The sequence below is a fragment of the Methanobrevibacter sp. genome, from assembly GCF_045116495.1.
Classification (GTDB): Archaea; Methanobacteriota; Methanobacteria; order Methanobacteriales; family Methanobacteriaceae; genus Methanocatella.
Genome location: NZ_JBGULU010000195.1, coordinates 1 through 8,067, shown reverse-complemented (window position 1 = coordinate 8,067; position 8,067 = coordinate 1). Strand labels below are relative to the sequence as shown.

Genomic DNA, 8,067 nt, shown 5'->3' with positions numbered 1-8,067 from the left:
GATTTATTTGTTGATGATACATTTAATCTTGTTGCTACAACTGAACCTAAAGATTTAACTGTTAATTTCACTTCCAGCAATCCTTCTATCGTAACTGTTGATAATAAAGGCAATGTTGTAGCTGTAGGTGAAGGCACAGCCACAATCACAGTGACTGTCGGCGACGACATTATGTACACCCTCAACTCAACCAACGTCACAGTAACTGTAAGCAAAGAGGATCCAAATGTAAATGTTTCAATACCTGAAAACATTACTGTCGGTGAGAATTCAACCGTGAATGTTATCTTGCCTGATGATGCTACCGGAAATGTCACAGTTAATGTTGACGGTGAAGTTATCGATACCGTACCTGTAACAAACGGAACTGCAAGTGTTAAATTACCAGAATTAAACACAGGAAATCACACCGTCGAAATAGCTTACTCCGGTGATGACAAGTACAAACCATATTCAAAAACCTCTACAGTGACTGTAAACAAGGATTCCACAAATATTACCGCAGCAGATGTAACCGCAACATACAAGGTCAACAAATACTTGGTCATAAAACTGACTGACAGTAAAGGAAATCCATTGGCAAACAGTACAGTTACTGTTGAGCTGAACACTGCTAAAAACTACACTACTGATGAAAATGGTCAGATTAAGGTAAAAGTCAGCAATATGGTTCCAAAAACATACACTGCAAAAATAACATTTGCAGGTAATGATAAATATCTTGAATCCAACACTACCTCCAAGGTTGTAGTCAAAAAGGCAACTCCTAAACTGACCGCCAAGACAAAAACATTCAAGACAACCACAAAAACCAAAAAATACACAATAACCTTAAAGGACAAAAATGGTAAGGCAATCAAGAATGCCAAAGTCGCCCTGAAAGTAAAAGGCAAAACATACAATGCCACAACAAACAGCAAAGGCAAGGCCACCTTCAAAATCACTAAATTGACCAAAAAAGGAACCTTCAAGGCAACAGTAACCTACAAAGGAAACAAATACTACAAAAAAGTGACCAAAAAGGTGACCATTAAAGTCAAATCTGTCTGGAAAACCGTTTCAAAAGGAAGCAAAGACAAAGCAATTGTCAAAAAGATCCAACGTGCTTTGAAAAACCACGGCTACTATCTTGAATACAACGGCCGATACCTGATGGTTGACGGCATATTCTGGGATTATACCGAAATGGCTGTCAAACAGTTCCAAAATGATAAAACCCTTAAGGTTACCGGAAAAGTGGATGAAAAGACCGCCAAAAAACTTGGAATAATATAAAATTTAATGTAGGTGCAAACTGCATCTACAATCTATTTCTTTTTTTTATAAAAATCCCATCTCAAACTGTTTTTCATCTGTTAAAAATCAGACTATAAAAAAAATTTTAAATAATTTAGTTAAAATAAATAAAAAAAGTGTGATTAATAAAGTATTAGCTTAGAATACTTCAATTAATCTAAATCGATTTTTTAATCACTGACATTTTAGAACAACCGGTACTATAAAGTTACGCCCATTTCTAATTGTTCAGTCAATTCTTTGTATCTGTTACGAATAGTAACTTCGGTTACACCAGCAATGTCTGCAACATCCCTTTGTGTTTTTCTCTCACCGAGCAAAACGGATGCGATATATAATGCTGCGGCCGCTACACCGGTAGGTCCTCTTCCTGAGGTTAAACCTTTTTCCATTGCTTTTTCGATAATTTCAATAGCTTTGGATTGTGCTTCACCAGATAATCCAAGCTCAGAAGCGAATCTTGGAACATAATCCACTGGAGAAGTTGGAGGTAATTTAATGTTTAATTCACGGGTCAGGAATCTGTAAGTACGACCTACTTCCTTTTTGGTAACTCTTGATACTTCAGCGATTTCATCCAGAGTACGTGGTACATTACAACGTCTGCATGCAGCATATAATGAAGCAGCAACAACCCCTTCAATACTTCTTCCACGGATGAGCTTATTTTCAACTGCACTTCTGTAGACAACAGATGCAGCTTCCCTTACGCTTCTTGGAAGACCTAATCTTGAGGAGTCACGGTCAAGCTCACTTAATGCAAATGCCAAGTTTCTTTCGGTTGCACCGGAAATTCTGATTTTTCTTTGCCATTTTCTCAATCTGTACCATTGAGCCCTGTTTCTTGCAGGAATATCACGACCGTAAATATCTTTATTTCTCCAATCGATCATTGTACTTAAACCTTTATCGTGAATGGTGTATGTAATTGGAGCACCTACTCTTGTACGTTTATCTCTTTGTTCGTGGTCAAATGCCCTCCATTCAGGACCCATGTCGACAAGATTTTCATCAATTACTAATCCGCAACGTGCACATACCACTTCTGCTCTTTCGTAGTCACCGATTAGTTCAGTAGAACCACATTCAGGACAGGTAGTTTGTTTGTCTTGAGCATATGCATCTTCCTGTGCTTTAGATTGTCTTTGTCTTTTACGTCCTCTTTTTGGCATTTCTTCTACTTTTTGTGTCGTGGTTTCATCCTCCTTTTTCTAGACTTTTTGGATTTCGGTTTCGATACAAATAGTTTTTCACCGCTGTTTTTCGCAATTTCATCTCTATTAGCAGACCTAAATAGGCGAATAGAAATATAGGGCTTCTTTGTTGGCCCGAATACATAGCCGACCTTACCTATTTTCTTCTTTTTACTGTCATAAACAATTGCACCTGGTGAGGGTGTCTTATCAGATCGCGCTATTAATTTTCCAGAGTTTGCTACGTGCAAACTGTTTCCTAAAAATTTCATAAAATCAAACTTAAAATCAAATCTGTATCACATATATAGTTAGAAATAGGTTATATATAAACCTATCGATATATTTATATATAAATATTTATTTCTATTTAAAAGTTTTTCTATTTGAGTCCGACAATTTCAGCTAATGTCTTACCATCTGATATGTCACTGATAATGCCGGATTCCTTTATTTTAACAAGTAATGTCTGAGCCATTACCTGGCCGAATAGTTCCTGAGGTATGACAACAATACCTGATTCATCACCAAACAAAAAGTCGCCGGGACTGATTTTCATGCCTTCAATTTCAATCGGCTCATTCAGACTTCCCAGGCCTAAGGCGGATCCTGCATTCGGACAGAAATTGCATGCATAAACAGGGAAATCCATATATAAAAGGGCATCCAAATCACGGGCGGAACCGTAAATGACAGTGGCCTTAATCCCATTGTCTCTAGCGCAACTTGAAGCAAGTTCGCCCCAAATAGCTTTATCTTCACCATGAACTTTGAAAAATAGAATATCACCTTCACCAGCCCCATCAATGGCCAGTGCAGATGTTCCCCAATCATCACAGTCGGTTTCGGCAGTGTATATGCTTCCCCAAACCTTCTGATTGTTAATCGGTTTTATTGATTGAATAGTGCCTGATCTTTTAGATATTGCATTATACGCATCTGAAATCTGACATGAGGAAACATTTTCAAGCAAAGATTGTAAATTTATGTATCGTGAATAATTTTTACCGTCAAATCTCAAATCGTCAACAGTAACGTTTTCCAAATTAATTTTATCAACATCAACACGTTTGCTTAAATTTTTATTCCTATTTAAAACATCTTTTGGACCAAATGACATAAACTCATCACCAATTATAATTGTATAATACTTTTATACCACCTTATTAAAATACTTTCAAATCATATGGCACAGTTTATATATTAGTTTATCTAAATTAATAATTGTAGTATTCAAAAAATACTTAACATTATTATATACTCATAGAGTTTATTACATATTCATTCATTATAATTATTATTTAATCAAAAGACAGGAGAAAAGCTATTATTAAGGAAAATAACGGTTAAAAAGTTTTTAAATTATAAATATTAGTAATTTAGTTAGACATATAATGGTAAAACCTTAATAGAAACACTCTCTTCCACATGTATTAACTCTTTTTTAGTGTATATAAGGTCTCAGACCAAAACAAATAAAAGTTTATCGTATAATTTATGCACAATTATTTACCTAAAAATATCATTAATTTTTAGATATACATAAATTATCCCGATTAATAAGCTTAGGAGGCTTAAAAATGGGAAAAGGTGAAGAATTAACAACAACAAAATACTTAATCCATGCTCAAATTACAGCCAATGGAATTGTTGAAAAACCTGATGTTGTAGGTGCAGTATTTGGACAGACCGAAGGTTTGCTCAGTAACGATTTAGACTTAAGAGAACTTCAGCGTACCGGAAGAATCGGAAGAATTCAAGTAAACATCCATTCCAACAGCGGAAGGGCTAAAGGTGAAATCGTTATTCCATCAAGTTTAGATAGAGTTGAAACCGCCATACTCGCAGCATCTCTTGAAACCATCAATCGTGTTGGACCTTGTGAAGCTGAAATTCAAACTTTAAAAGTTGAAGACGTAAGGGCCGTTAAAAGAGAACAGGTTGTAAACCGTGCTAAAGAAATCTATAAAAACATGGTTGAAAGCGTTGGTCCTGAAAGCATGAAAATGATTGAAGAGGTAAGGGAAGCAATGCGTGTTCATGAAATATCCGAATACGGAGATGACCGCTTACCTGCAGGTCCTAGCATACACACATCAGATGCAATCATTGTTGTTGAAGGACGTAGCGATGTTTTAAACTTACTTAAATATGGAATTAAAAATACTGTAGCTGTTGAAGGAGTTAGTGTTCCTCAATCCATTGGAGAACTCAGTAAAAAAAGAACCACCACAGCATTTGTTGATGGAGACAGAGGTGGAGAACTTATCCTAAAAGAACTTTTACAAATCGGTGATGTTGACTATATTACCCGTGCTCCAAAAGGAAAAGAAGTGGAGGACTTGGAAAAAGACGAAGCTTTGATTGCTCTTAGAAATAAAGTTCCTACAGCACAATTCCTAGCAACCAACAATATTTTCAATGAAAATAACGGTAAAAAAGATAATAACAGAAGATCCGACAGACGCAATAAGAAACAGAAATTCTCCCAACGTGAACAACCACGCGTTGAAGAGCCTGAAATCGAAGATGACGAATTAAGCCTATTGAAAGATATGTTAAAAGAATTCGAAGGCACCGGCTGCGGAGCTATTTTAGATGAAGCATTGAATATGACTAAAGAGGTTGAAGTGGAAGAAATCTATGAAGAAATCAAAAACATAGATGGAACTGCAGATACCGTTATCTTTGATGGTGTAATAAGCCAAAGACTGGTTGACGTTGCATCACAGAAAGGAATTAAAAAATTAGTCGCATTCAATTCAGTAAATATTGTTAAAAAACCAAACAATATACAATTAATTACTATTGACTAAATGAGAATACTACATTCTCATTCATATTTTTTTTCAAAACCATAAAACTAAATAATATAGTGAACAAATATCATATAGAATTCGGAAATTGGAGGTAAAAAATGAATATCAATTTAGATAACTATTACAGTACTAGAAAAAACGTTTTTGAAAGAATCCAGGAAGCTAGTACTGCAACTAAGGTACTTATGTCATTACTTATGGCGTGTTTTACTGGTATAATGGCTCAAATCATTATTCCACTCCCATGGACTCCAGTTCCTATAACTGCACAGACATTCGCAGTATTATGTTCTGGTTTATTCTTAGGTAAAAAATATGGATGTTTAAGCCAAATCTTTTATGTCGTTTTAGGTGTTGCATTTATTCCTTGGTTTGGAGGAATGACCGGAGGCCTTGACATATTATTAGGATCCACTGGCGGATTCCTTATCGGATTTGTAATTGCATCATACTTTATAGGATTAATTACTGAAAAATATGCTAAAGCACGTAATTTTACAAGAATGGCGCTGGTTATTGGAATTGCAAACTTTGCATTGATCTACATTCCAGGACTTGCCGGTCTCGCATTATGGTTTAGCTTAACCCAGAGTACAGCAATAGGTATTGTTGATTTGCTGATGATGGGTCTTGTACCATTTATTCTTGGAGACATTGTAAAAATCTTAGGTGCCGCTTCAGTATCTAAAGTATTTTTACCAAAAAACTAAAAAGGTTTTAAAACCTTTATTTTTTACTTTTTTTGATTTGAATGAAACTTCATTTAAGAGGACACCATCTTTTATGTCTTAAAGGTTTTCAGGGCTATGGCTATGATGAAAGCTTTACCGAAAATATGACAGAAGTCAATGCCATGAGAAAATCTGAAAATGCCACCGTTACACTTACAAATTCACCGGACGACATCTGCAGGGCCTGTCCAAATTTAAAAAATGGTCTCTGTGTGGATGAGGCAGAAAACAGCAGAATCATCAGAATGGACAATGAAGTGCTGAAAAAACTTGACATTGAAAAAGAATATGATGCGCAGGAATTATTTGAAAAAATTGATGAACTTTTCAATTCAAAAGAAAGTGTATCTGAAATCTGTTTTAATTGTAGGTGGCACGAAAAATGCTTATTTTATCAAAAATTATCAAATAACCGATAGCTTTAAATACTACTTGAATTATATATTATATTGTTGTATATGTACAACGAAAATAGTCCCGTGGGGTAGTGGTAATCCTTCTAGGCTTTGGACCCGGAGACGGCGGTTCGACTCCGCTCGGGACTATTCATTAACTAACTATTTTTATTGATATTTTATGGAAAAGCTATTACTTATTGGAATTGATACAAGAAGTATGCTTAACAGTGCACTAAAACTAGATTATGAAATATTTTCAACCAGCTATTTTTCAACTTCAGACACGCCACAGATTAAAAATCAGAAAATCATTTTAAATGAAAGCGAAGATAAAAGCTGCGGGATTTTTGAAGATCAGTTTAACAGCAAGACAATTTTGGAAATATCCCGAGACTACATTGATGAAGTTGACTACATCATCCCGATATCAGGAATATCCCCATCCGATTTTTCAAAAAAAGATAAAAAAAAGATTTTGGGGACTGTGAATGTTGAAAATATTGAAAACAAATATGGATTTTACAAAGAGATTGAAGATGAATTTCTAACTCCTTTGACTTTTAGTGTAAGTGATATAGGTGAAGCTTTGGAAATAAATAAAAATTATGAAGACATTCAATTTATTTTAAAACCCCTTCAAGGAAGTGGAGGGTATGATATAAATCTTTTAGATAATGATAGCAATATTCAATTAAATGATGGTGAATTTATTTTGCAGGAATATGTGGATGGAATCAGCTTAAGTTCATCACTGCTTGCAACAAAAAATGATGCAAAAACCATAATCAACACAAGACTATTGACCGAACATGATTTCGGAAGAGACAGTTTCATATATATCGGCAACATTCTGCCCCTAACTTCCAGCTCAATAATGGCGGATGTTAATGATACGGATAAAATTAATGAAACCATGAATGATACATCTCAAAAATTGGCACACAAATTCAATTTAAGAGGTTCCAATGGTGTTGACTATATCCTAAATGAAAAAGGGTTATATGTCATTGAAATCAATCCCCGTCTTCAGGGCACATTTGAATGTGTGGAGCTTTCACTTGGAATAAATATGCTTGAGGCCCACATCAGGGCATGCATGGGAGAGATTATGGAAATGCCAAAACCAAAATATTATGCATATAAAAAAATCATTTATTCCCCAACAAGAATGAAATACCCGAACATAGGTTTGGACAACATCTATGACCTGCCGCACATCGGATCAATTACCGAAAAATCAGAACCTTTGCTTACAATAATAGACAAAGATGAAGATTTTGAAAAATTATATAAAAAAGTAGAATCAGCCAGTGAAATAGTAAATCGCCAGGCTAAAAAACACCAAGTAGATGAATGATAAACAAAATTACCCCAATTGTTATCATAAAAGTAGTAGCAATCATTGCATAAGTCATCCACCTGAATACTCTTGCCTTATTATCAGGTTCTTTCATAAATTGGTCAATTGGGTTTCTTTTCATTTTAACACCGTTTTCTGAAAATTTCTAGAAATAAAAATTTTTACAGTAACTTAATAATAACTCTTATTTTAAAAAATAAACAAATAATAACTCTTTAAATTAAAAAAAATAATAAAAATAAAAGAAAATGAGAAGTTTTGAGAAAAACT

The 8,067-nt window shown here is 34.7% G+C and carries 8 protein-coding genes and 1 tRNA gene; 6 read left to right on the top strand and 3 right to left on the bottom strand.

The window, feature by feature from the left end; genetic code table 11:
- The coding region (locus ACJMLH_RS10210; protein WP_405277340.1) for an Ig-like domain repeat protein at positions 1-1,275 on the top strand (1,275 nt) is incomplete at its 5' end.
- 221 nt (positions 1,276-1,496) lie between these two features.
- Here ACJMLH_RS10210 and ACJMLH_RS10205 read toward each other — a convergent pair.
- From ACJMLH_RS10205 to ACJMLH_RS10195, 3 genes are all read right to left on the bottom strand, one after another.
- Entirely contained in the window at positions 1,497-2,468 is a 972-nt protein-coding gene (locus ACJMLH_RS10205; protein WP_405277338.1) for a transcription initiation factor IIB, read from the bottom strand.
- A gap of 5 nt (positions 2,469-2,473) precedes the next feature.
- The gene (locus tag ACJMLH_RS10200; protein ID WP_405277336.1) at positions 2,474-2,761 is read right to left on the bottom strand and encodes a Gar1/Naf1 family protein; all 288 of its coding nucleotides are present in this window, start codon (positions 2,759-2,761) and stop codon (positions 2,474-2,476) included.
- A gap of 110 nt (positions 2,762-2,871) precedes the next feature.
- Positions 2,872-3,609 carry an RraA family protein gene (locus ACJMLH_RS10195; protein ID WP_405277334.1) on the bottom strand — a complete coding sequence of 246 codons (738 nt, stop codon included), beginning with the start codon at positions 3,607-3,609 and terminating at the stop codon, positions 2,872-2,874.
- Between the two features lie 460 nt (positions 3,610-4,069).
- Here ACJMLH_RS10195 and dnaG point away from each other — a divergent pair, with 460 nt between their 5' ends.
- From dnaG to ACJMLH_RS10170, 5 genes are all read left to right on the top strand, one after another.
- A complete protein-coding gene (gene dnaG, locus ACJMLH_RS10190) occupies positions 4,070-5,305 on the top strand; it encodes a DNA primase DnaG (protein ID WP_405277332.1) in 1,236 nt (411 codons plus the stop codon).
- 107 nt (positions 5,306-5,412) lie between these two features.
- Positions 5,413-6,018, top strand: coding sequence for a biotin transporter BioY (locus ACJMLH_RS10185; protein WP_405277342.1), 606 nt, complete (start codon positions 5,413-5,415; stop codon positions 6,016-6,018).
- Between the two features lie 41 nt (positions 6,019-6,059).
- On the top strand, positions 6,060-6,458 hold the full coding sequence (locus ACJMLH_RS10180; RefSeq protein WP_405277330.1) for a DUF1284 domain-containing protein: 399 nt from the start codon (positions 6,060-6,062) through the stop codon (positions 6,456-6,458).
- 54 nt (positions 6,459-6,512) lie between these two features.
- Positions 6,513-6,584: transfer RNA gene (locus tag ACJMLH_RS10175), tRNA-Gln, on the top strand.
- Positions 6,585-6,615: 31 nt separating this feature from the next.
- Complete coding sequence (locus ACJMLH_RS10170; RefSeq protein ID WP_405277328.1) at positions 6,616-7,794, top strand: ATP-grasp domain-containing protein; 1,179 nt, start codon at positions 6,616-6,618, stop codon at positions 7,792-7,794.
- Positions 7,795-8,067 lie beyond the last annotated feature (273 nt).